The following is a 22941-nucleotide window of genomic DNA, read 5'->3' as shown; positions in this document are numbered from 1 at the left end:
GAAGCGGAACATTATTTCGATAAAAAACTCTACAAAGAGCGTTACGCCATTGAAAGAAGCAACTCTTGGATGGATAGTTTTCGTTCAGTTTTAAATCGTTTTGATACTACCGTAAGTAGTTGGGTAGGTTTTAATTACCTTGCATTTATCGTCTTAGGACTCAGAAAATTTAAACAAAAAAGAAAGTCGAGATGAGTTTGTTATCTTTGTGTATTGAATGTGTCATTTTATAAAAAGACATTTAATTCACCCATCCCCGTAAAAAAGGGCAAACTAAAAAATATTTCCAAAAACAAAAAAGTCGGTTTTTGACCGACTTTTAAATTTATAAACTTTACGAAAACCTAAACTTATACGATTTCGGTTTGTATTTCTATCTGATTGGTAAGTAGCTTGTGTATTGGGCAAGATTCTGCTACTTTGTGCAGTCTTTCGATTTGTTTTTCATCCAGATTGCCGTTGAAATGTATTTTTCGGGTAAATACCGCTTGGTGTTCGGTGGTATTGTTTTCTATATCTACATCTATTTCAATGCTTTCCACTTCCCATTCCTTACGATCCATAAATATTTTCAAAGTGGCAGCCGTGCAACTTGCTAATGAACTCGCCAATACTTCCAGCGGATTAAAACCCTTGTTTTGTCCGCCCAAACTTACAGGTTCGTCGGTAATTATCTTATTTTCGCCTGCTACAATTTCCGTATAGAAATTGGTTTTTCCTAATGTTGCTTTTACACTTGCTTTCATTTTTCTAAGATTTTGAACCACATAGAAACATAGATTATTTTATGTACTTATGCGATTGGTTTATATTTTAAGTTAAACTACATAAGCATTATACTTATGAGGTTGTTTTTTAAAGGTTTTAACCACATAGAAAACATAGGATTTTAATTTTTTTCTATGTACCTATTACATTTCTAACTATTTGCTATCTAGGTAATCGACTAAAATATTCATTAACGAATGTTTTTTGTCCTTCTTTAAAAATATTTGAACAATTGAAATTTATTAAAATTCCTTTCGGACATTTCAGCAATTTCATATAAGTGAGCAATTGAGCTTCGTGTATAGGCAGTAGCTCCTGTACGGCTTTCAACTCTACTACAATTGATTGATTCACTAATAAATCACACCGAAAATCTATATCCAAATACTTTTCTTTATAAATAATAGGGATACGCATTTCGGTTAGAAAATCAATACCCCTAATTTTCAGTTCTTCACGCATACATTGATGATACACACTTTCGAGTAGTCCGCTTCCTATTATTTTATGAACTTCTATTGCACTTCCGATAATTTCGTAGGTCAAACTATCCAAATATGTTTTGGTAATCATCATATTGGTTTATATTTTAGGTTAAACCACATAGGCATAGAGATTACTTTATATTTATGAGGTTGTTTTATTTCTTTAGGTTTTGAACCATATAGAAAACATAGATTTTAATTTTTTCTATGACCTATGCGATTGAAATATTTTTGAACCTTATAGATACATAATCTTTTATGCTCTTACGAAGTTGCTTATTTTTTGCAAAAATTGAACCACATAGAAAACATAGGATTTTAATTTTTTTTTTCTATGTACCTATGTGGTTTATTTATTTCTACAACTTATCGTAAGCGGGGAATTTCGGACTTACGATGCGTTTCCATTCGGGATGTTTTTGGATGAATGCAAACACATACGGGCAATACGGCATCAGTTGTTTTCCGCTTTCTTCGATGTAGTGTAGCGTTTTTTCTACCAATGCTGCGGCTGTTCCCGTTCCTGCCAATTCCGCTGCCGCTTCGGTGTGTGTAAGGGCAATGAAACTATCTCTTTCCTCGAAATCGATAAATGCAAGATGACCGTTGTTTTCGAGTTCAAAACGATTTTTTTCATCGTTTTTTACCAATGGTAAATGTTCTAATTCGGGTTTCACTATTGTGCGATTTGTTGTTTAAAGTTTTCTATCGTGTTGATATGCTCTTGTTTCAATTCAGGATTGGTAATTCCTTCATTAGCATCGAAATTCTGTCCGAACTTCGGCAAAGAGAATACCCCTTTGATATTTCCGCCGTAGTGAGGAAGCGTTTTTTGAGCCACATCTAAAACATTTTTACCGCCATATCCGCCCGGTGAAGTTGCCATAATCAGCATTGGTTTATCTTGGAAAACGCTCTTATTGATACGCGAAGCCCAGTCGAAAACATTTTTGAAAGCCGTGGCAAAATTTGAATTATGCTCTGCAAACGAACAAACGATGGCATCGGCTTCTTCTATACACTGCAAAAATTTATGTGCCTGTTCCGGAGTCCCTTTTTTCTCCTCATCGGAAGAGTAAATCGGCATAGAATAGTCGTTCAAATCCAACAAGTTGATGTCGCTTTCCCCGAAATGCTTTAGGGTGTGTTCTACTAATTTTTTGTTGATGGAAGTAGAAGATGTACTTCCTGCAAAAGCTACTATTTTCATTGTTTTAATATTAAATTTTTCAGGGTATAAAGGTATTTCTTTTCGTTAGATTTTTCATTGATATGGGTCAAGAAAGTTTTGAAACTAGAATTCTGCTTATCAATACCGATAATAAAATTTCTTATTAATTCACTGAGATGTGTAAAAATTAAAAAACACAACTATTTGCTACAAAAAAACTCCCTTTTCGGGAGTTTGATGATTTAGTTTGGCATAGAGAATCCTTTGGTGTACATTCTTCCGTAGTCGTCTATGTATTTTATTTGGACATTGCCTTTATAGTTTTTCAGGATATTCTCCACATCTTTCTGTGAATTAATTGCTTTACCGTTCAGTTCTATAATGATATAATCATCTACAATGCCTATTTTCGCCAGTTCACTACCTTCCTGAACATTTTTAGCAACCACCCCGCTATTCAGACCAAAATCTCTTTTAAATCGATCACTGAGAGGCTCAAACTCTCCGCCTATTTTCTCTGTAACGGTAAGATCTGCTTTACTTCTGGCTGTGGTATTTCCTTTTTGGTCTTTTAGAGTAACGGTTACTGTATTTTCTTTACCATTTCTCAGATAAGTTACCGCCACTTTATCCCCTGGTCTTTTTCTTCCTACTGCCATGGACAGGTCTCCGAATTCATTAATTCTCGTTTGGTCTACCTGTAAGATAATATCTCCTTTTCTTAATCCAGCATCTTCACCTCCTCCATTTTTGGTTAGTTCTGTTACGAATACTCCTCTTCCTGATTTCAGATTGGCTTTTTCTCTTTGGTTGTAATCTTTTATCAGTGCCTCATTGGACAAATCAATACCTGCGATACCCAAGAACCCTCTCTGGATGATTCCGAATTTCTTAATATCTTCCACTATTTTTCTTGCCAAATTAGAAGGCACCGCAAATCCGTATCCTGAATAATAGCCTGTAGGTGAAGCAATGGCAGAATTAATCCCGATAAGGTCTCCATTGGTATTCACTAAAGCCCCTCCAGAATTTCCTTTATTGATAGCGGCATCGGTTTGTATAAAGCTTTCTATCGGGTTGCTGGCTCTTCCTTGTCCGCCTAAAATACCTATTCCTCTTCCCTTTGCGGAAACAATACCTGCCGTTACGGTAGAGTTCAGTCCTAATGGAAAGCCTACTGCCAATACCCATTGCCCTACTTCTACATTATCAGAATTGGCAAAATTAAGGTAAGGCAATCCTTTTTCCTCTATTTTTAATAGTGCGATATCCGTATTCGGGTCAGTACCTACTAAGGTTGCCAGATAAGTTTTTTTATTGCTGAGTGTTACTTCTAGTTTATTGGCACCTGCTACCACATGGTTATTGGAGATAATATAACCATCAGGAGAGATAATTACACCAGACCCCATCCCACTTGGAATATTCTGCTCTCTTTGTTGATTCTGTTGCGGTCTTTGATTTCTCTGTCTCCCCCAAGGATCCCCGAAGAAAAAATCCCACAAATCTTGGTCTTGCATTCTATTTACACTTCTCGCTTGGTAGTTTTTAATGGTTACCACAGCAGGAATAGCGGCTTTAGATGCCTTTACAAAATCATCTCCCACAGCAGCTGAATTCAGCCCAGCAAAGGAAACATCATTCTTAGCAGTAGAAAAATAATTATAATCTTCAGTATTTGCTTTGTTACTATCAAGTAAATGTACCGCTCCTATGGTAGTAGCCCCTGAAAGCACCCCTACAAAAGCATAGGGCAACATTTTTTTTAGCATATTATTCATATATTTTATTTTAATTTTTAGTTAATATTATTTTTTACGCTCTCGGTAAAACAAATTTAATGCTAAAATATTTTCCTGCCAAGAGGGATAGTGTTTGATTTAACTAAAGTTTAACAAAACAAAAACAATTTTAGCAATTTTTAAAATTTCTAGGCTTACCACTCCCTTTCATACTGCCATTTTGGCTCTATTTACCTCAAAAAAAATCCCTAATTTTACGCCATGTATTTAGTATTTGACACCGAAACCACTGGTTTACCGAAAAACTACGAAGCTCCTCTTACTGACGCGGACAACTGGCCACGAATGGTACAGATTGCATGGCAATTACATGATGATGATGGTACACTCTTAGAAAATCAAGACTATATCATTAAGCCCGAAGGGTTTGATATTCCGTATTCATCTTATGCCATCCACGGAATCAGTACGGAGATGGCACATACTGAAGGTAGAGATTTAAAAGAAGTGCTTTTAGAATTCAAAGAAGTATTAGACAAGGCCACTTTCGGGGTAGGTCAGAATATAGATTTCGACTATAAAATCATCGGTGCCGAATTCATCCGAAAAGAAATAGAAAATCAGCTCCAAGAAATTCCTCAGCTGGATACCATGCACTTGGGGAAAGACTACGCAGCCATACTGAATAGAAGTGGAAAAATAAAACCCCCTAAACTGAGTGAAATTTTCGAGAAACTTTTTGACACTACATTTGAAGAAGCCCACAATGCCGCTGCCGATGTAAATGCTACCGCTCAGGTATTCTTTGAAATGCTCCGCAGAGACATCATTGATATCAAGGAAAATAATATCGCTGAGGAAAGCGTCATTAGGCTCAAACAAAAATTTACACGCCCTATACCTCCTTTTGACATCGTCATCAGAAGGCAGGTAGCAAAAACAAAAAGAAAAAGAAAGGTAGTTACTGGAAATATAGAAGATATAGAACTTGGAAATTATTTTAACTTTCATAATCATAGTATTTTCAGTGCTTTACAAAGTCCATCTTCCATAAGCTCATTAGTAAATGCGGCAGTAAAGAATGATTTCCCAGCGGTAGGTTTAGTAGATTTGGGCAATATGATGGGGGCTTTCAAATTTATTTCCGAAGTAGAAAACACCAATAAAATATTAAAGAAAAAACAAGAAGAATACGAAGAAAATAAGAAAAAAGCAGAGGAAGAGGGTATAGCATTTACCGAAACCTCTCCACAGTCCCCTCTGATTCCAGTTTTAGGATGTGAGTTTTATATCTCTGACCGCTACCAGCAGAAACAGTTTACCAAAGACGACCCCGATAGAAGGACACAAGTGGTGCTTCTGGCAAAAAATTTTGAGGGTTATAAAAATTTGGCAAAACTTTCTAGTATAGGTTTCGTAGAAGGATTTTATTTCGGTGTTCCAAGAATTTCTAGAGAAATTATCGCCCAATACAAAGAAAACCTTATTGCCCTTTCAGGGGGGCTTTTAGGAGATATTCCTTCCACCATATTAGAATCGGGAGAGCAAAGGGGAGAAGAGATTTTCACTTGGTGGAAAGAGACTTTCGGGGATGATTTTTATGTTCAGATTCAGGAGCATGGCATTCAAGAAGAAGAGTATATCAATGATGTTCTACTTCGTTTCGCAGAAAAATATGGTGTAAAAGTATTGGCACAAAATGAAACCTACTATTCTGAAAAATCAGATGCCAATATCCAAGATATTCTGTCATGTATTAAAGACGGCGAAAAACAAAGTACCCCCGTAGGTAAAGGCTTCGGAAGAAGAAGAGGTCTCCCCTCTAATGAATTTTATCTCAAAGATAGAGAAGATATCCAGAGGGCATTTTTAGCCTATCCACAAGCTTTTGAAGCGTATGATGAATTGATAGGAAAATTTGAACCCTACACATTAAAAAGAGATGTCCTCCTTCCTAAATTTGATATTCCTGAAGAGTTCCAACACGCTGAAGATGCAATAGACGGAGGAAAAAGGGGAGAAAATGCTTACCTACGCCACCTCACCTACGAAGGAGCAAGAGCTAAATATGATGAAATTACACCAGAAATAGAGGAAAGATTAGACTTTGAGTTACAAGTCATTGCCAATACAGGGTACCCTGGCTACTTTCTCATTGTACAAGATTTTTGTAATGAAGCCCGAAAAATGGGCGTTTCTGTAGGGCCAGGAAGGGGTTCGGCGGCAGGGTCTGCCGTGGCATATTGCATCGGGATTACCAATGTAGATCCCATTGCGTATGACCTCCTTTTTGAGCGTTTTCTCAATCCTGAGCGTATCTCCATGCCCGATATTGATATTGATTTTGATGATGAAGGAAGAGATAGGGTCATTAAATGGGTAGTAGAAAAATATGGAAAAACTAATGTAGCCCAAATCATTACCTACTCAGTACTGGGAGGGAAATCTGCAATTAAAGACGCTGGAAGAGTGCTAGACCTCCCTATTCCTGAAACGAATAACATCGCAAAGCTGGTTCCTTCTACACCAGGAATGAATATCAAAAAAGCATTTGCCAAATACGATAAACATTCCCCAGAAGATAAAATATTAGTGGATGAGATGAAGGAGATTCTTGCCAATCCTTCAGACCAAAGATATCCCGTGCTATCGGCCGCCCAAAAAATGGAAGGTGCCATCAGAAATACGGGAATTCATGCCTGTGGCGTGATTATTACCCCAGAAGATATTTCTAACATTGTTCCCATTACCATTGCTGCCAAAGATTCTGATGTCATCGTTTCTCAATTTGATAACTCCGTGGCAGAAAGTGCTGGGTTACTCAAAATGGACTTCCTAGGGCTAAGAACTTTGACTATTATCAAAGATGCGATTAAACTCATTAAAGCCAATCATGGTATAGAAATCAATACAGACCATATTCCTTTAGATGACGAAAAAACTTACCAACTTTTCCAAGAGGGGCGTACGGTAGGTATTTTCCAATACGAATCCCCAGGTATGCAAAAATATATGAGAGAGCTGAAACCTACCGTATTTGCAGACCTCATCGCCATGAATGCCCTCTACCGTCCAGGTCCTATAAAATACATTCCGAACTTTATTAATCGTAAACATGGCATAGAAGAAATAGTATATGACCTCCCCGAAAATGAAGAATACCTCGCTGAAACTTACGGAATTACCGTATATCAAGAGCAGGTAATGCTGCTTTCCCAAAAACTGGCAAATTTCACCAAAGGTGAAGCCGATACTCTCCGTAAAGCAATGGGAAAAAAACAGAAAGATGTACTGGATAAAATGTACCCAAAATTCATTGAAGGAGGAAAAGCCAATCAGCTTAACGAAGAAAAACTCAATAAAATATGGAAAGACTGGGAGGCCTTTGCAGAGTACGCTTTTAATAAGTCTCACTCTACCTGTTATGCTCTCATTGCCTATCATACAGCTTACCTCAAAGCAAACTATCCTGCAGAATATATGGCAAGTGTACTTACCCATAACCTAAATAACACCAAGCAAATCACACTCTTTATGGAGGATTGTAAAACGATGGGCGTAGATGTATTGGGGCCGAATGTCAATGAAAGCGAATATGAATTCTCCGTAAACGAAAAAGGACAAATTCGCTTCGGACTAGGAGCAATAAAAGGAATAGGCGAGGGACCTAGTGAAGCCATCGTCCAGACCCGACAAGAAGCCAAATTCCAATCGGCATTGGATTTCTTTGAACGCATACCCTCCAGCCAAATTAATAAAAAGGTAGTAGAAAGTTTAGTACTGGCAGGAGCCTTAGACGAGATAGACCATTTCCATAGAGCTCAATATTTCGCTGAAGAAAATGGAAAGACCAATATAGAAAAACTCCTAAAATACGGACAGAGTTTCCAAGCGGGTAAAAGTGCTATGGAAAACTCCCTATTTGCTGATTTTGCCGATGAAGTAAGAATAGAAACGCCTAAAATCCTCCCTTCTCCAGAGTGGCAAAATATGAAAAAACTCAATATGGAAAGAGACATCATCGGGTTCTATCTCTCAGGACATCCGCTTGATGAGTATAAGGTACAATATGATTTCGTAGCAGGAAATTTCTCTAAAGAAGCTGTGCTATTCAGCAAAAATGCAGATGAAGTACTAGAACTTGCCGTAGCCACAGCCAGCGTAGATGATTTACCAGATGTAGATGAAGCCTCTGAAGTGGATATGATGGAAGAAAATGAAATAGAAGAAAAATCTTCCAAAAAAGCGGAGCCTAAAGGAAGCCTTAATTTCCTTGCTTTAGATGAAATAGACGCTTACAGAGAACAGAACTTCGGTCCCGAGCAGATTAGGCTATTTGAAGAAATTAAAGACTACAGAGAAAAACAAAGGTTTAACAACAACAGTAAAGAATTTACCACCGCAGGAATCATTTCTGATTACACCGTTAAAGACGGTAATAATAGCGGGGAAAAATTTGCCTTTGTCACTTTGGAAGATTATAGCGGGAGCTTTTCTTTCCGCTTAGGAGATAAAGACTATATGAGGCTAAGAGATAAGCTAGATCTACACAGATTCATCATCCTCCGTTTCAGATTTACCATTTCTAGAGACGGAAGGGTTTTTATCAATGTAACAGATGCTTTTGATTTGCTGGATGCCTTTGATTTGTTTGCCAAGAAAATCTCTTTCTTAGTAAGTCCTGAAAAATTAACTCGAGGAGATGTAGAATTTCTCAGGGAACTCATAGCACAATATGAAGGGGAAAAGCCCATCTCTTTCTATATAGAAAATGCTTCTCAAGGAAATAATTTGGAAACAAAATCTACGATAGGAAAACTAGAAATCCAAAAAGACCTTGTAAAAAAGCTCAAAGATTATCAGCACATTCCATTTTTCTTAAACTAACAGACTTTATTGATATTATTCACCCTTTCATCAAAATAGCTTTTAATGAAAGGGTGAAATAATTTTATACAAAATCATCAAAAAGTAAGTATTATAAAAAAGTTTATCATTTGTGGGCTGAATGTGCCAATGCTTTTCCTTCCTTATTTGAAGTTTATTACCAAATGATTTGATAGTTTGAAGAAAACGCTTATATTTGGGTGTCAGTAAAGGTTTTAAAAACTTATAATCGTAAAAAAAATGAAAACAATATAGTTAGACAAAGTAATATGAAGAAAATTGATTATAGCATATTTTCATGGATTGGAGTATTAGGTATTCTTTTACGAAAAGAAAGCCCATGGTTTTTGCTCCTCAGCTTGTTTTTCATATTGGCACTTGTACCTAAAGAAAGAGAGTTACGAAAAAAGGAATATAGAGAATTCTATAAAACCGAGTTCTTATCTCATTTTAATCCTTTTTTTCTTTTTCAAATACTAAAACAAATTATTGGAGAAGGAATTCTTCGGATTTATAAAAAAAATAATACAAAAACAAAGAACAAATACATTTTGCCTTTTTATGGGAAATGGTATGTGTACAACGGTGGAACTACCAATGAGAACTCTCATTCATGGGATTTACTTTCTCAAAGATTCGCATATGATTTTGTAATTCAACATGACGGCAAATCTTTCCGTAATGATAAAACTAATATACACCACTACTATTCGTTTAACGAACCCATTATCGCAGCTTTTGCAGGAAAAGTAGTTTCAATAAATAATTGTACAGATGATTATAAAAAGGTCGGAGATTATTCAATCGACTGGAAAACAAATAACTTAGCGGGGAATTATATTATTATAGAACATCCCAACAATGAGTTTAGTCTATATGCACATTTAAAAAGAAACTCAATAAAAGTAAATGTGAATGAAAATGTGAAACAAGGGCAAATAATTGCACTTTGCGGAAATTCGGGTCGCTCTACGGAGCCTCACCTCCATTTTCAAATTATGGATAAAAAAAGTTTATATTTTGGAAAATCCTTGATAATCCGATTTAATGATGTAATAGATAAGAATGGGGATAATGTAGAGTATATTGAGAAAGAAATGGAGGTTAAGAATAAAACCGGCTATCAATAACTAAGCTTTCATTGGGATTGCAAAGCCAACAATAAATTAGTAATCACCGATTCCATTAAAAAATAAAAGAAAGAGGTAAAGTCCCATGGAACGGAAGTTCCAATGGTTTTTCAGCAGTATAGAAGAACTACTTTTTTCATAGAATTTGGCAGCCTTTAGAAGTGGTTTCTGCGGGGTTTTACTGGCGGTAGAGCAAACTCTTCATTTTGTAAAATTCATTGAAAAATATAACCTCTTTTAAAGCCATGAACACAAGGTTTTTTTCAGGATATTGAGGTTGTATTTTCAGCGTTCTTTTGCATGGTCGGGTAGGTGGGCAATAAGTTCTTTGTCTTTCTCAAACTGAATCCAAATCACATTGGAATCTTTGTGCACGCCAGTGGAGAACAGAAGTCTTTTATCTGAAAAATTCATCTTACTGTATTCAAATTGTTTATGGGTTTAAAAGAGTTAAACGCGGCAGTTAATGTATAATACCTTTTAAGCAATTCAAAATTACAGATAAGTAAAGAATAAGCAACAATATAGAGCAAATATTATATAATGTAATATTTCCTGTTGCGAGTTTCGTATTGTATTCATATATTCGGGCATTAGCTGTAATTCTAAAAATGAATGTTATGAATAAAAACATAATAATTTTTGCAATATTAAATCTCATTTGTTGTAGCAACAAACCTAAAGAATGGTATTCAACAAATTTTGATGAAAGAATTTCTAAAAATGATAGTATCAAATTAATGAACAATTTATTTGATCCAGAAGAATTATATTATGACTCTATTTCCACAAATAAAAAAACTTCATTTATTATTTACAATAATGATTATAATAAAAACATTTGTAATGCAGAAATAAAAAATGATACACTAAAAATCAATATTGGCTATTCTACAGGTTTTTCATCTCAAGGTTTTAATATTATATATTTTGATAAAAAACACAGAATTCAACCATTTCACGCAACAGATAATATTTCAATAACTGTTGATGAAAATGGTAGAGAAATAAAGCCAAAACCGACTAGACATTTTTTTAATAATTCAAAACTTATTTTAGATAAAACTGAATACAAGAAAGGCGATAGTATTTATGGATTTATTGACTTTTCGTCTTTGGAAATAGATGATATTACAAAAAGCACTCATAAAGGTAGAGGATATTTTAGAACCAAAATCCAATAAAGAACTATGGCTAATAACTAAGTTTTTGCCTTGTCGGAAGGACACGAAATGAAAGCCCATGGAACGGAAGCTCCAATGGCTTTTCAGCAGCATAGAAGAACTGCTTTTTTGTGGCATTGGGCAGTCTTTAGAAGTGGTTTCTGCGGGGTTTTCTTGGCTGTAGAACACAACTTCTCATCTCTTTTGATCCACTTGTGAAAATTAATCATAAACCTTTTTCTGCCGCAGGAATAGACAGAATTAGAGAACTACGAGCTAAAAATAGGAATTGTGATACTGATGAGATGTATTTTCATCGTAATCATAATTGGGAAGCATTATCCAAAAACAATGATTTTCATCTAAAAACAAGAATCCCTGTAACCAAATAAATTACAGGGATTTTCAGCAGAAAGGAAGGGATTCGAACCCTCGATACGGTTACCCGTATACTACCTTTCCAGGGTAGCCTCTTCAACCACTCGAGCACCTTTCTTTTTCGGTGAGCAAAAGTAAGCAATTATGTATAAAAAAACAAATATTATCGTAAAAAGTAATTGAGGCACATTTAACTCCAAGTACAATTCATTTCAGTCCCATCATAAAAAACAAAAAAAATCACTTCTTGACTTACATCAATGACCGAGTGCAAAAAACCGACTACCTTTGCCCCGAATTTAAAACTAAAGAAAATATGTCAACAGTAAAATGGTCATTAGATACCGCTCACAGTGAATTGAATTTCAAGGTAAAACACCTTATGATTTCTAATGTAAAAGGAAGTTTCAAAGATTTTTCAGTGGAAATTCTTGGCGAAGATTTCGCTACTTCAAAAGTAAATGCACAGGTAAAAACTACTTCTATTTTTACTAACAACGAAGACAGAGACAACCACTTGCGTAGTGCCGATTTCTTCGATGTAGAAAACTTCCCAGAAATGAAATTTGAAGGAACTTCTCTTACCAAAAAATCAGATGACGAGTTCACTTTGGTAGGAAACCTTACCATAAAAGATGTTACCAAAGAAGTGGCTTTGGCAGTAGATTTTGGAGGGGTGAGCAAAGATCCTTGGGGAAATGAAAAATTAGGTTTCTCTGTAAAAGGAAAAATTAACAGAAAAGATTTCGGGCTCAACTGGAATGCCGCTTTGGAAACAGGAGGGGTTTTGGTAAGTGACGAAGTAAGAATCGAAGGAGAATTGCAATTCGCAAAACAAAACTAAATATAACTCCATCACTAACTCATATCAGGGCTTTTACAATGATTGTAGAAGCTCTGATTTTTTTATACCGTTGCTGTTAGTAATATAAAATTTTAGTAAGTCAAATTTAAAATCACACAGTAGCATTGTACCTTTCTCTATGTCTTTAAGTGGTTTTAGTTTTCATTGTTATTAGAATGGTGTTTTTTTATGTTTTTGCCTAATTATTCATAAAAAAATCTTTTCTTATGGAATTTTTTTTATATTTTTACACTATTCGAAGACGGTCTTTTATTTATCTTAACCCTCCTACACAGGTAGGAAATTATTTTACATCTGTAGGGAACGCTCCTACACTTTGGGGAAATACTCCTACATCTGTAGGGAATGCTCCTACACTTTGGGGAAACTTTCCTACATCTGTAGGGAACGCTCCTACACTTTGGGGAAACCCTCCTACATCTGTAGGGAACGCTCCTACACTTTGGAGAAACCTTCCTACATCTGTAGGGAACACTCCTACACTTTGGGGAAACCCTCCTACATCTGTAGGGAACCCTCCTACACCTTGGGGAAACTTTCCTACATATTATAAATAAAAATTTACACCCAAATCATTGTTTAATCTTTAAAAATTGAGTCTTATGAGCAGTTCAAAACCTAAAAAAAGCTATGCGGAAACTATTTCCCAAGCACAGGTAATGGCAACAGGGCTTACTAATCAAGCCACAGAAGTTGCCAAAAGAGGAATTGATTCTGATTTTATTCAAAAATTAGAACGCACACGCACCGAAGCCATCGATCTCAACGATGAGCAGGAACGCCTAAAAGCTGAGCTAAAAACCAAAACAGAGGAACTAGACGGAAAAATGAAAGCACTTACAGCAATGCTTAGCGAGGCGAAGAAAATAGTGAAAATAGCTATGCCACAAGCCGGCTGGCGAGAATTTGGTATTGAAGACAAAAGGTAAACCCTAAAAAAGGAACGATGAAAATCGTTCCTTTTTTTATTCAGAAAATTATAATGGTAACCCATGGTGCATGGAGGAGGAATATGCTATAGAAGTGGAAAATTTGATAATACCACTAGAACTTATCTAGATTTTTATTCTGCTTAAATTTTCTGCGTCTTAATGTACTTTTAAAACACTTTGGCAAAGTGCTTAAATCATGAAAGTTTTAAAATCGGACATCGATGCCGAAGTAAGCATTTGTGGGCATGATAGGGGCATACACCATGCTTCCATCAAAATAGGAACCGAAAGGGTTTTTAGCATCAATGATAGGATTTTTTTGCATTGTTCCTGTAAGGTTTTCTCCACCGATGTATATTCTGGTGTTTTCACTGAAATGTCTTGAAATTTGGGCATTGAGTGTGGTGAATGCTGAAGAATATCCGGGAAGCTGATATTGTGGGAGGCTACCTGTCATTACTGGGAGTTTTTGTTTTCCTACAATATTGAGTGTGGTATCCAAAGACCAAAATTTGCCCTCTTTTTTAGGGGTAGTATAGGCAATGTTTAGGAAGCCTCTGTGTTTTGCCATGAAAGGAACGGCTCTTCTTCCTCCTGAATAGTCTGCCTGAACATCATAGTATTTGTACGCAATTCTGAAATCTAAATTTCTTATGAGGGTAAAATCCCACTGAGTTTGGAAGCTATTGGCAAAAGATTTTCCATCTAGATTATAAAACACCATTTTATGTGCAGAGAGGTCTAGGTCTAGGAGTACCTGTTTTTGGAAGTCCGTTCTGAAGAAATCTAATAATAGGGTAGATTTTCTCCCGAAAAGTTTCATCTCTTGCTGGAAGCTCATGCCATAGTTCCAGGCGATTTCAGGTGCTAGTCCATAGATTTTTCCATCTTTATTAAGGATTTCCAGCTGTCTATTGGATGCGAAATAGGCTTGATTTTCAGCAAAAATATTCGCTGTTCTGAAGCCTTTTCCTGCGGATAATCTAATGATGGACTGTGGGGTAATATCATATTTTAAATTGAGGCGAGGGGTGAACTGTATGCCCGCCAGATTATGAAAATCTACTCTGGCACCTGCTACTAAGGTGAATTTTTGTGCTGTATGTGTATATTCTGCAAAAGCACCTGGTACGGTCTCTATTCTGCTGAAGGGCTGTGTAGCATAAAATTCGTTATAGTGGTCATAGAGGAAGCTGGCTCCTGTTTTATATTTATGCCTTGTATCACTGATGATGCTTTCGAAAATAAAATTAGAATAATAAGAAATTTGTTCTCCGAAGTATTTTCTATGCCCGAAGAAGCTATCTTGTTTATGATAAGTAAACTGGTTCATAAGCCCTACGCTTTGGTAAGGTTTGTTTTTAAAGATGTGTCCTGTTTTGTTCCACACTTGAAATCTTTCAGTTTCTATTCCTATTCCATAGGCGGTTTGTTCTGCTTGGGAGAGTTTTCTATCATAGTTTACTTGTCCAGAGAATCTTTTGTCTGTTAATCCTGTAATCCCGAATTCACTTGCCCAGCCTGATTTTTCTAAATCATTAAAGTTTAACAAATAGGCAATGTTGATTTGGTTTCCAGTAGGCTGGTCTAGAATGCCATCTTCATTATAATCTCTTTTGGCAGTAGTAGTATTTCCGTGGAGTAAGATGCTTTGTTTCCATTTTTCATTCAGTGGTGAAATATGGGTGATATTTACCTCTGTTCTTGCATTGATATCAGCAAACAGATTAAGATCGGTTTCGGGATTTTTTTTATCTTTTAAAAGTTCTGTATTGATTTGTCCTGTAATACTCTCATAGCCATTTACTACGGTGCTTCCTCCTTTAGTGAGCTGTATTCCTCCTATCCATCTTCCTGGGATAAAGTTGAGTCCATACGCACTGGCAAGACCTCTAATTTCGGGCAGCTGTTCTTTAGTAAGGGCGGTATATTTTTGGTCTAGCCCCAGCATTTTCAGCTGTTTTGTTCCTGTAACGGCATTGGTAAAAGATACATCTACGGTAGCATTGGTTTCAAAAGATTCGGAGAGGTTACAGCAGGCTGCTTTGAGCAGTTCTTTTTGGTGGATATTAAAAGTAAGTCCAGCACTTTTATTGTCAATGGCCGTTGCTGCTTTGGCTTTCACTATTTTCACGCCATCTATTCTTTTTTCTTTTTCAGAATGCTGATGTCCATCATGATGATTATGGTCATCATAAGGCGTTTTTTCTTTTGCTGTAGAGGCTGTTTCGGGCGTTTCATTTTTTTCATCTCTTGGGTAGAGGCAGCACTGGTGTAGCTGTTCATAGTTGGCATCTTTGGCACGGAATAGCACATTATCATGCCCTACATTGGCTATTTCTTGAAGGATTTTTTCTGCGGAAGTAGTAGCATCAAAATCAATGGTTAATTGCTTGGTCTGGATATTCCAATCTGCTGTTTTAGCTCCAGCTTTTTTAGCGGCGGTTTCTATTCTGGTTTTACACATTCCGCAGTTGCCTTTTACATGAAACTGCTGTAATTGCTGTGCCGATATGGTATTGATAGCAAAGAATAAGATGAAGAAACTTATAATTTTTTTTGAAAATTTCATTGTAATCATTTTTTTATTGAAAATATTATATAGATGAAATGATAATCATTCTTTGGATAATAGAATGATGAGGCATCCAATAATGATGGAGAATTTGTCTTGATTTTAACTATTCCAAAGGACTTGGGTAAAGTTCCCAAAAGATGCTTTGGATAATGATGTAAAGACAATAGTCTCAATCACGAATAGGATGAAGAAAACGAAGTATCTATCTCTAAAGAGAATATTAGAAATGATTAGGCAGAAATTTTCGGCGGTTTCCAAATTTTTTGGAAAGTAGTAAGAATATGCGGAGAAAGGTACGGGAAATTCCTTTCCTTATCCGTCATTCCGATTGTTTTTTTAGTAGTTAGATTTTCATCTAATTCTGTAATAAAAAGAGCGAAACATGCGGAGCATACTTTAGCACAGCTATCTCCACAATGCTGTTTTTCAGACGAAGAGTGCTGGGAGGTGGTTTCTTCATAACAACAAACTTTTTCTCCCTGATGATTTTCTTTACTCATTTTGCAACACTTTACTTCTTTTTGAGGCATAGCAAAAGCCTTCAGCGTAGGCAATATAAACATTGCCCCGCAAGTTAACCATATAAAGAATAGCATTGCTTTTTTCATCTGAATGCAAAGGTAATAATTTTTTTATGATGAATGAGGTAAGTAATCCATCATCATAAAAGGTGAATTTTAGATTTAGCTTATAAAGCTATCTTTCGTTTTTTACTTATTTTTTTCATATCCAATGGATGATTTGTAGGGACAATGTGTATCTTTGTGCTAAGATTGGGATGAAAAGTAATATTTTTTTCAACTATAGTACTTTAGATTTTTCTTGTTGTAAACCGCTTTAGATATGGTAAAACACTTTATTAATAGACCCGTACTTTCAACGGTGATTTCTATAATGATTGTTATTCTCGGGGTTTTAGGGATTACTTCTTTGCCTATTTCTCAATATCCAGATATTGCACCTGTTACAGTATCGGTCTCTACTAATTATACGGGAGCAAATGCTGAAACGGTAATGAAATCCGTAGTCATTCCGTTAGAAGAACAGCTTAATGGAGTAGAGAATATGGATTATATCACCTCTACCGCTACGAATAATGGTTCGGCCAATATTAATGTGGTTTTTAAGCAAGGCACGAATCCTGATATTGCTGTGGTAAATGTGCAGAATCGTGTAGCAAGAGCGAACTCTATCCTTCCCAATGAGGTAACAAGGGCAGGAGTAATTACCCAAAAACAGAATACAGGGGCTCTGATGTTCATTTCGTTTTATTCTGAAAATCCTAAATTAGATGCGGTATTCATTCAGAATTTTATGAATATTAGTATCATCCCCGCTTTGAAAAGAATAAATGGTGTGGGAGATGCTAATGTCTTTGGGGCAAAAGATTACGCTATGCGTATTTGGCTTAGACCTGATAAAATGGCAGCATATGGGCTCAATCCTTCAGAAGTTTCGGCAGCCATTGCAGACCAAAGTAGAGAGGCAGCTGCGGGAACTTTAGGGCAAAATTCGGGTAGCAGCTACGAGTATGTGATTCGGTATAAAGGTAAGTTTAATGAAGTAGAGGAGTATGAAAATATTGTATTAAAAGCACTGGATGGAGGAAGAATTTTGAGGCTCAAAGATGTAGCAGAGATAGAGCTAGGCTCACTTTCTTATGCTGGTTTTGCTGAAAATAATGACTATCCTGCCATTGCAATGGGGATTTTCCAAACTCCTGGCTCTAACTCCCGAAATGTAATTAATGATATAAAAAAATATCTGAAAGAGAATGAGGCATCTTTTCCCGAAGGGATAAAGTATTCCATTAATATGGATTCTAATGAGTTTTTGGAGGCCTCCATTAATAAAGTAGTAATCACTCTTTTAGAAGCTTTTGTACTCGTCTTTTTAGTGGTATATCTCTTCTTGCAAGATTTTCGTTCTACGCTTATTCCTGCCATTGCTGTACCAGTATCTGTGATAGGTACCTTTTTCTTTCTCAATTTATTAGGCTACTCCATTAATATGCTTACGCTTTTTGCTTTAGTTTTGGCCATTGGTATAGTAGTAGATGATGCCATCATCGTGGTAGAGGCGGTTCATGCTAAAATGGAACATACCCATCAGGCTGCCAAGTCTGCTACCATTAGTGCCATGAATGAAATCACTGGTGCTATTATTTCTGTAACATTAGTGATGGCAGCAGTATTTATTCCTGTAACTTTTATAACGGGAAGCACAGGTGTTTTTTATAAGCAGTTCGGGATTACTCTCATCATAGCTATCGTTATTTCGGCGGTGAATGCACTTACGCTCAGTCCAGTGCTGTGTGCTTTATTTCTGAAGCCTCATCAAGATAAAGCGTACGAACAGAAGTCTTTTATGGGAAAATTTTTCCATAAATTTAATATTGCCTTTGAAGCTGCTACGCTCCGCTATGGTAAAACTTTTACTTTTTTCTTGAGACATAAATGGATAACATTAGTGCTATTTGTGATAGCGGGGGGCGTACTTTTTTGGTCTAATCAATCCATGAAAAAAGGATTCATTCCTAGTGAAGATACAGGTTTTTTCTTTGCCAATATAGAGATGATTCCAGGGGCTTCCATGGAGAGAACCTCTGCAGTAGCAAAACAAGTGCAAGACCGTCTAAGAAAGATAGATGGGGTAGATAGAGTAACTGTGGTGAGGGGCAGGAGTATTATTTCTGGTGCAGGCAGTAATTACGCTCTTAGTTTTGTTCGGTTAAAACCCGTTGCTGATAGAATTTCAGACCCTGCACAGAGTGTTCAGGCGATTATTGGGAAGGCATTTGCATCTGTGAGTGATATATCGGAGGCTAAGATTGTATTTTTTCAGCCTCCTGCCATTTCTGGTTTTGGAATGAATTCGGGATTTTCAATGGTGCTCTTGGATAAGCTGGGAGGTGAAATGTCTGAACTGAATGCTACTACCCAACAATTTTTATCAGAACTTAATAAGAGACCAGAAATACAGTATGTTCAGACTTCATTTAATGTAAACTATCCACAGTATGAACTCTCCATTAATGTGGAAAGAGCAGCCCAATCTGGCATTTCGGTCAATAGTATTTTATCAGTGTTACAAAACTATATTGGGGGGCTATACGCTACAGATTTTACTAAATACGGAAAACAATTTAGGGTAATGATTCAGTCTTTGCCAGAGGATAGGAAAGATTTGCAAAGTCTTGATAAGCTAATGGTAAGAACTGCTTCGGGGCAGATGGCACCAGTCTCTCAGTTTGTTCATCTCACTCGCGTTTTTGGCCCACAAAGCATTAACCGTTACAATCTTTTTACTTCAGTAAGTCTTTCGGGAGCCAATGCGGAAGGGTATTCCACGGGAGATGCCATTAGAGCAGTGGAAGAGGTAGCCGCAGAAAAATTGAGTGCCAACTACGCATTAGACTATACAGGAATGACAAGGGAAGAACAAAATGCAGGGGCACAAACGGTAATTATCTTTATGTTATCATTGGTTTTTACTTATTTTATTCTTTCAGCACAGTATGAAAGCTATCTGTTACCTATGGCGGTAATTTTTTCCTTGCCTTTCGGAATTATGGGAGCATATCTAGGGCAGTGGTTATTTGGATTGGAAAATAATATTTATTTTCAGATTTCTCTCATTATGCTCATAGGTCTTTTAGCCAAAAATGCCATTTTAATTGTGGAATTTGCTGTGCAAAGGAGACATCACGGTGAAAGTCTTTCTCGTTCTGCCATTAATGCCGCAATGGCTCGTCTTCGCCCAATATTGATGACTTCCTTTGCGTTTATCATTGGGTTGTTGCCACTCGTATTTGCTAGTGGAGTGGGGGCTGCCGGTAATCGCTCGGTAGCTACAGGGGCAGTAACGGGATTATTGATAGGCACTTTCTTGGGGCTTATCGTTACACCAGTACTGTTTGTAGTATTTTATGGCATTCAAGAGAAAATTTTTCCCAAAAAGCAAAACCCAATTCATCTTGGAGAATAGGGAAATGGTTTAAAAAAAACATAAATAAGTATTTATCATAATAATTTAGGCAATGAAAAATAAAATCATATTTGCAGTAATGGCGTGGGTATTATGGTCTTGTAGTAAGGAAAAACCCAAAAATGAACCCCAAAAAGTGTATTCGGTGATTACTGTTGCAGAACGGGATGTGGAGGGCTATTTTACCTATCCTGTAAATATCCAAGGGAAGATTAATAATGATGTGAGAGCAAAAATTTCGGGATATATCACTCAAGTTTTAGTAGATGAAGGGCAATATGTTACCCAAGGGCAGCCACTTTTTAGGTTAGAAACCAATATGCTTAATGAGAGTGCCAGTGCAGCACAGGCAGGGATAGGAGCATCACAATCGGGCATCAGTGCAGCACAAGCAGCGGTGAATGCAGCACAGGTAGAAGTGGATAAGCTCAAGCCTTTGGTGGAGAAAAATATCATTAGTAATGTACAGTTAGAAACTGCAAAAGCGAATTTGTACAGAGCCCAAAGTCAGCTAAAACAAGCACAAGCAGGGCATCAACAAGCGTTGGCCAATTATAAAGGAGTTAAAGCGAACATTGATTACTCTATCATCAGAGCTCCCATTAGTGGAGTGGTAGGCAGTTTGCCCCTAAAAGTAGGTAGTTTGGTAGGGCCTAATGATCCTGTGGCACTTACCACGATTGCTGATACGAGAGAGGTATATGCCTATTTCTCAATGAATGAAAAAGAATACCTTAACTTCCTTAAGACTTCCAATGGAGCTACTGTTTCTGAAAAATTGAAAAATATGCCTATGGTGGAATTGGTAATGGCCAATGGTGAAATCTATACTGAAAAAGGAAAAATAGAAACTGTAACGGGGCAAATTAATCCTAGTACAGGGAGTATTCAGTTTCGTGTGGCTTTTCCGAATGGACAAAAAATGCTGACCAATGGAAGTAGTGGAAAGATAAGAGTGCCTAACCGCTATGATGATGTATTGATAGTTCCAGAATCATCTACTTATGAACAGCAAGGAGTGGTATATGCGTACAAGGTAACGAAGGATACTGCCAAATCTGTAGTCATAGAGGTACAAGACCGTGTGAATAATCGAGTGGTGGTGAAATCAGGATTAAAGAAAGGAGATATGGTAGTGGCATCGGGAATTGGTGGATTAAAATCGGGAACTGCTATTAAATCTAAACCTGCTAATTTAGATAGTTTAGTAAATGCTATAGAACCCATTTTTAAGTAAAAACGAGTTTTTGTTTTTATAAAATAAAAAAATAGACGATGAAAAAACAAAATATCATCTTATTGCTTTGTATCAGTATAGTATTGTGGTCTTGTGCTACACAGGAAAAATATGTAAGACCGCAAGAGATGGTAAATGAAAATTTATTTCGAACAAATGAAATTCCTAAGGATAGCCTGAATGTAGCTCATCTCCCATGGCGAGAAATTTTTACTGATGAAGTACTACAGAAACATATTACCCAAGCCTTGGAGAATAATTTAGATATCAGAATTGCTTTACAAAATATTATTTCTGCGGAGGCTTACCTATTACAGAGCAAAAATGCTTACTTACCTACATTTTCTGTAGGGCCTAATTTTACTTTCCAAACCCAATCGCTCAATACGCAGTTTGGTAGAATCATAGGAAGAAGAGCATACATTAAGCAGTTTGATATCACAGGAAGTTTAAGCTGGGAAGCTGATATTTGGGGGAAAATGAAAGCTCAAGAAAAAGCAAACTATGCCCTATATATGGGAACAGTAGCGGCACATCAGGCGGTGAAAACGAATTTGGTAGCTTCCGTAGCAACGATGTATTATCAACTACTCACTCTTGATGAACAGAAAAGAATTATTAACGAAACAATTCTTCTAAGAAATAAGAATGTAGAAACTACCAAAGCCTTAAAATCTGCAGGAATACTTACGGAAGTAGCTGTAAAACAAAGTGAAGCATTGGTGGCCAGTGCCAAAGCTTCACTGATAGAAATGGATAATCAGATTCATATTTTGGAAAATAGCCTTTCACTATTAATGGGGGAAGCATCACAGACTATTCCGAGGAAAACAATGCGTGAGCAAATTTTTCCAAGAGATATTAAGCAGGGGATTGCAGTTCAATTGCTGGAAAATAGACCTGATATTCGTGCAGCAGAATTCCAGCTTATTTCCGCTTTTGAATTAACCCAAGCTGCGAAAGCTAATTTTTATCCTAGTTTAAAACTCACTGCTAATTCGGGAATTCAATCCATAGATGTAGATAAATTATTTAGTGTTAATTCGTTATTCGCATCCGTGATAGGAAGTCTAGCCCAGCCTATCTTCAATAAAAGACAAATAAAAACACAGTACCAAGTAAGCCTTATCAATAAAGAAAAAGCATATCTTAACTTCCGAAAAACGATATTACAAGCAGGAAAAGAGGTGTCTGACGCATTAAAAACCATGGAAAGTCAAGATGAATATATTCACTATAAAAAACAGGAATTGGCTGCTTATAAAAAAGCTACAGAGTATTCCCAAGAGCTGGTCAATTACGGTATGGCTAATTATTTAGAGGTGCTTAATGCGAATGTCAATAGCCTGAATGCAGAACTGAGCATTACTACTGCTCAATATAATAAGATGAAAAGTATCATAGAACTTTATAAATCCTTAGGAGGAGGCTGGAGATAATGGCATATCTTTTGACGATTAGCCTCTATGAGTTTGAAAATATGATGAAACCCCGAGATTCAGAAAAAAGTTGAAAATCGGGGTCTTGTAATAAAAAGTGTAACAAATATTTTCCGGGTAAAAAGAGCCTTGAGTTGGTGTCAAAAAAATGATTTTACGGGTGTAGCAATAGTATTATC

17 protein-coding genes, 1 tRNA gene and 1 pseudogene are annotated in these 22941 nt (G+C 36.5%); 11 read left to right on the top strand and 8 right to left on the bottom strand.

The genetic code is table 11. From position 1 onward, the window contains the following. Positions 1–195 (top strand): annotated as a pseudogene (locus HMPREF9699_RS09345) (IS5 family transposase); the annotation flags it as partial. 155 nt (positions 196–350) lie between these two features. Here the strand turns inward: HMPREF9699_RS09345 and HMPREF9699_RS09340 are convergent. The 5 genes from HMPREF9699_RS09340 to HMPREF9699_RS09320 all read right to left on the bottom strand — a co-directional run bounded on the left by HMPREF9699_RS09340 (position 351) and on the right by HMPREF9699_RS09320 (position 4205). After that, complete coding sequence (locus HMPREF9699_RS09340; RefSeq protein ID WP_034985915.1) at positions 351–746, bottom strand: OsmC family protein; 396 nt, start codon at positions 744–746, stop codon at positions 351–353. Between the two features lie 184 nt (positions 747–930). Then, positions 931–1344 carry a GxxExxY protein gene (locus HMPREF9699_RS09335; protein ID WP_002664346.1) on the bottom strand — a complete coding sequence of 138 codons (414 nt, stop codon included), beginning with the start codon at positions 1342–1344 and terminating at the stop codon, positions 931–933. A 268-nt stretch (positions 1345–1612) separates the two neighbouring features. Beyond that, positions 1613–1930, bottom strand: coding sequence for a GNAT family N-acetyltransferase (locus tag HMPREF9699_RS09330; RefSeq protein WP_002664345.1), 318 nt, complete (start codon positions 1928–1930; stop codon positions 1613–1615). Next, a complete protein-coding gene (locus tag HMPREF9699_RS09325) occupies positions 1930–2463 on the bottom strand; it encodes an NADPH-dependent FMN reductase (protein WP_002664344.1) in 534 nt (177 codons plus the stop codon). Before HMPREF9699_RS09325 ends, HMPREF9699_RS09330 begins: the two co-directional genes overlap by 1 nt. Positions 2464–2666: 203 nt before the next feature. Beyond that, positions 2667–4205, bottom strand: coding sequence for a trypsin-like peptidase domain-containing protein (locus HMPREF9699_RS09320; RefSeq protein WP_002664343.1), 1539 nt, complete (start codon positions 4203–4205; stop codon positions 2667–2669). A gap of 222 nt (positions 4206–4427) precedes the next feature. Between HMPREF9699_RS09320 and dnaE the strand changes: the two genes are divergently transcribed. From dnaE to HMPREF9699_RS11235, 4 genes are all read left to right on the top strand, one after another. Beyond that, on the top strand, positions 4428–9053 hold the full coding sequence (dnaE, locus tag HMPREF9699_RS09315; protein WP_002664342.1) for a DNA polymerase III subunit alpha: 4626 nt from the start codon (positions 4428–4430) through the stop codon (positions 9051–9053). Between the two features lie 269 nt (positions 9054–9322). Beyond that, positions 9323–10183, top strand: coding sequence for a M23 family metallopeptidase (locus HMPREF9699_RS10845; RefSeq protein WP_002664341.1), 861 nt, complete (start codon positions 9323–9325; stop codon positions 10181–10183). A 620-nt stretch (positions 10184–10803) separates the two neighbouring features. Then, the gene (locus tag HMPREF9699_RS09305) at positions 10804–11367 is read left to right on the top strand and encodes a hypothetical protein (RefSeq protein ID WP_002664340.1); all 564 of its coding nucleotides are present in this window, start codon (positions 10804–10806) and stop codon (positions 11365–11367) included. Positions 11368–11561: 194 nt separating this feature from the next. After that, positions 11562–11738, top strand: a complete 177-nt coding sequence (locus HMPREF9699_RS11235) for a hypothetical protein (RefSeq protein ID WP_155799886.1) — start codon at positions 11562–11564, stop codon at positions 11736–11738. A 17-nt stretch (positions 11739–11755) separates the two neighbouring features. On the opposite strand, the gene HMPREF9699_RS09300 is transcribed toward HMPREF9699_RS11235, so the two are convergent. Beyond that, positions 11756–11842, bottom strand: a tRNA-Ser gene (locus tag HMPREF9699_RS09300). A gap of 198 nt (positions 11843–12040) precedes the next feature. Between HMPREF9699_RS09300 and HMPREF9699_RS09295 the strand changes: the two genes are divergently transcribed. The 3 genes from HMPREF9699_RS09295 (at position 12041) to HMPREF9699_RS09285 (ending at position 13518) form a co-directional block, all read left to right on the top strand. After that, on the top strand, positions 12041–12568 hold the full coding sequence (locus HMPREF9699_RS09295; RefSeq protein ID WP_002664339.1) for a YceI family protein: 528 nt from the start codon (positions 12041–12043) through the stop codon (positions 12566–12568). 227 nt (positions 12569–12795) lie between these two features. Continuing rightward, positions 12796–13146, top strand: a complete 351-nt coding sequence (locus tag HMPREF9699_RS11365) for a hypothetical protein (RefSeq protein ID WP_002664338.1) — start codon at positions 12796–12798, stop codon at positions 13144–13146. A 45-nt stretch (positions 13147–13191) separates the two neighbouring features. Continuing rightward, entirely contained in the window at positions 13192–13518 is a 327-nt protein-coding gene (locus tag HMPREF9699_RS09285; RefSeq protein WP_002664337.1) for a hypothetical protein, read from the top strand. 208 nt (positions 13519–13726) lie between these two features. Here HMPREF9699_RS09285 and HMPREF9699_RS09280 read toward each other — a convergent pair whose 3' ends face one another. After that, positions 13727–16093, bottom strand: coding sequence for a TonB-dependent receptor (locus HMPREF9699_RS09280; RefSeq protein WP_002664336.1), 2367 nt, complete (start codon positions 16091–16093; stop codon positions 13727–13729). A gap of 236 nt (positions 16094–16329) precedes the next feature. Then, positions 16330–16599 (bottom strand): hypothetical protein, encoded by a 270-nt coding sequence (locus HMPREF9699_RS09275; RefSeq protein WP_245946133.1) that lies wholly within the window; start codon positions 16597–16599, stop codon positions 16330–16332. Positions 16600–16942: 343 nt separating this feature from the next. Between HMPREF9699_RS09275 and HMPREF9699_RS09270 the strand changes: the two genes are divergently transcribed. The 3 genes from HMPREF9699_RS09270 to HMPREF9699_RS09260 are packed head-to-tail and all read left to right on the top strand — an operon-like array spanning position 16943 to position 22762. After that, positions 16943–20086, top strand: a complete 3144-nt coding sequence (locus HMPREF9699_RS09270) for an efflux RND transporter permease subunit (protein WP_002664334.1) — start codon at positions 16943–16945, stop codon at positions 20084–20086. 52 nt (positions 20087–20138) lie between these two features. Next, entirely contained in the window at positions 20139–21323 is a 1185-nt protein-coding gene (locus HMPREF9699_RS09265) for an efflux RND transporter periplasmic adaptor subunit (protein WP_002664333.1), read from the top strand. A gap of 38 nt (positions 21324–21361) precedes the next feature. Next, entirely contained in the window at positions 21362–22762 is a 1401-nt protein-coding gene (locus HMPREF9699_RS09260) for an efflux transporter outer membrane subunit (RefSeq protein WP_002664332.1), read from the top strand. The last annotated feature ends 179 nt before the right edge of the window (positions 22763–22941 follow it).

The organism is Bergeyella zoohelcum ATCC 43767 (genome assembly GCF_000301075.1).
Taxonomy (GTDB): domain Bacteria; phylum Bacteroidota; class Bacteroidia; order Flavobacteriales; family Weeksellaceae; genus Bergeyella; species Bergeyella zoohelcum.
The sequence above is the reverse complement of the archived record's forward strand: the minus strand, read 5'-3'. Positions and strand labels throughout refer to the sequence as shown.